At 67.9% G+C, this 2,565-nt stretch carries 2 protein-coding genes; both read left to right on the top strand.

Annotated features, from left to right (window positions below):
* Positions 1-242: 242 nt before the first annotated feature.
* The gene (locus tag OOT08_RS03415) at positions 243-1,895 is read left to right on the top strand and encodes an ABC transporter substrate-binding protein (RefSeq protein ID WP_325091137.1); all 1,653 of its coding nucleotides are present in this window, start codon (positions 243-245) and stop codon (positions 1,893-1,895) included.
* A 5-nt stretch (positions 1,896-1,900) separates the two neighbouring features.
* A partial coding sequence (locus OOT08_RS03410) for an ABC transporter permease (protein ID WP_325091136.1) occupies positions 1,901-2,565 on the top strand: 665 nt, incomplete at its 3' end.

The following is a 2,565-nucleotide window of genomic DNA, read 5'->3' as shown; positions in this document are numbered from 1 at the left end:
ATCTTGAGCGACGGAGCCGCCGCGATGTCCGGGAGGAATACCTGTTCCGCCGGGCGATCTGCGCGGGATGGGCGCGGATTTCTCCGGGGGCTGAGCGTCTCGATGACCGCGGATGACGGTCGGGCGAGGACGCAACTTGCGCAATAATTTGTATACGATAATGTGGCAATTCCCTTGCTAATTGTATACATTATTGAGCAGTCTGGTTTGCCAACGAGGGGGAGCCAGCAGTCAGGAGAACCATGCAAAGACACGGAACGCGGGCGACAACGCCCCGGGCGTGGGCGGGTGCGGCCGGGCTGGCCGCGCTGGCCATCGCGATGACCGGGTGCGTGCCACTGCAATACCCCGAGGCGCAGGGGCCCCGCACCGACGTCACCGCGGCCCCTGGGTCCGAAACGCTCCAGGAGGGCGGCGACCTGGTCATGGCGCTCTCCTCCGAGCCCGACAAACTCGACCCCACCACCTCCACCTCGCTCTACACCCGCTTCGTGATGAGTTCGATGTGCGAGAAGCTCTACGACATCGACGCCTCCGGCGAGATCGTGCCGCAGCTGGCCACCGAGCTGCCCGAGATCAGCGCGGACGGCCGCACTGTCACCATTCCCGTCCGCACCGGCGCGGTCTTCTCCGACGGCACCCCCTTCAACGCCGAAGCGGTGCGCACCACCTTTGAGCGCAACCTCACGCTGGAGGGCTCCGGCCGGAAGACCGAACTCGGCCCGATCGAGCGCGTGACCGCCCCGGACGCGACCACCGTCGTCGTCGAGTACGACACCCCCTTCGCCCCGCTCACCGCGGCCCTCGCCGACCGGGCCGGGATGATCCTGTCGCCCACGGCGCTCGCCGACGAGAGCACCCCTTTCGCCGACGCCCCCAGCTGCGTCGGCCCCTTCAGCTTTGTCGAGCGCATCCCGCAGACCTCGATCACGCTGGAAAAGGACCCGAACTACTACGCCGCCGACGAGGTCCACCTCGACACCATCACCTACCGGATCATGTCGGACGCCAACATCCGCGCCGCGAATCTGCGCTCCGGCGACGTCCACGTGGCGGATGCGATCTCCCCGCAGGACGCCGACGCGCTCCTCCTGGAGCGCGACCTCGAACTGCTCCAGACCGGGTCCCTCGGCTACCAGGGACTGACCGTGAACATCGGCAACGCGAACGGCACCGGACAGCCCGTGGCGCAGCGCGAGGGGCCGCTCGCCGCCGATCCCCGCGTGCGCCAGGCCCTCACGATGTCGATCGACCGGCCCGCGCTCGTGAACTCCGTGTTTAACAACTGGTACGACCCCGCGTGCTCCCCGATCTCCCCGAACAGCCCCTTCGCGAGCGAGGCCTCAACGGAGTGCGTCGACTACGACCCCGAGGGCGCACAGGCGCTGCTGGCGGAGGCCGGCGTCGAGATTCCGCTCCGGGTCGAGCTCATGGTCGCAAACTCCCCGGACGCGCTCCGATACTCCCAGGCGCTGCAGGCGAGCGTCCGCAAGGGCGGCTTCGACCTGCGCATCCAGCCCGTGGAATACTCCACGCTGCTCGACATGCAGAAACAGGGCAAGTTCGATCTCATGCAGATCGGGTGGTCCGGGCGCATCGACCCCCACGGCAACACGGCGACCTTCCTCACGACGGGAGCGGGAAACAACGACGGTGGCTACTCCTCCCCGGAGATGGATGACCTGCTGACCCGGGCCGCGCAACTCAACGGCGTCGAGGAGCGCGCGAAGCTCTACGGCGAGGCCGTCGAACTCATCCACCGCGACAACCCCCTGATCTACACGTACCGGCAGCGCAACATCACCGCACACACGGTGGAGGTCTCCGGCGTTCGCACCTACACCGATGGGGTGGTCCGGCTCAGCCGAGCCGGCTTCGTCGCCGACAAGGACTGAGGACCATGCCCCGCTACCTGTTCAACCGACTCTGGCAGTCGGCCCTCACCCTGCTGATCGCCTCGATCGTCGTGTTCATCGGCGTCCGCGCGATCCCCGGCGACCCCGCGCTCGCGATGGCCGGGGAGGAGGCCGACCCGGAGATGGTCGCCGCCACCCGGGAACGCCTCGGTCTCGACAAATCCATCGTCGTCCAGTACCTCACCTTCCTCGGCAACCTCTTCCGGGGCGACCTCGGCACCTCGCTGCGCACGGGCGCCCCCGTCACCGAGCTCATCGGCGCGACCCTGCCCGTCACGCTGTGGCTCGCGACCTACGCGATCGTCATCGCCGTCGTGGTCGGCGTGCTCGCCGGAGTCATCGCCGAGCGCTTCCGCGGCCGCTGGCCGGAGTGGATCGCGAACCTCTTCGCGATCGTTGGCCTGTCCGTGCCGAACTTCTGGCTCGGCATCCTCGCCATCATGTACCTCTCGGTCATCCTCGGCTGGTTCCCCGCCTCCGGCTACGTGCCCGTCCTCGAGAACCCCATCACGGGTCTCTACTACCTGACCCTGCCCGCCGTCATCCTCGGCATCAGCCTCGCCGCGGTCATCATGCGGCAAACCCGGGCCTCCATGATCGAGTCCATGGGCTCCGACTACGTCCGCACCGCCCGCGCGAAGGGCCTTGG

Source organism: Leucobacter sp. M11, from assembly GCF_035726885.1.
Taxonomy (GTDB): domain Bacteria; phylum Actinomycetota; class Actinomycetes; order Actinomycetales; family Microbacteriaceae; genus JAPFRB01.
The sequence above is the reverse complement of the archived record's forward strand: the minus strand, read 5'-3'. Positions and strand labels throughout refer to the sequence as shown.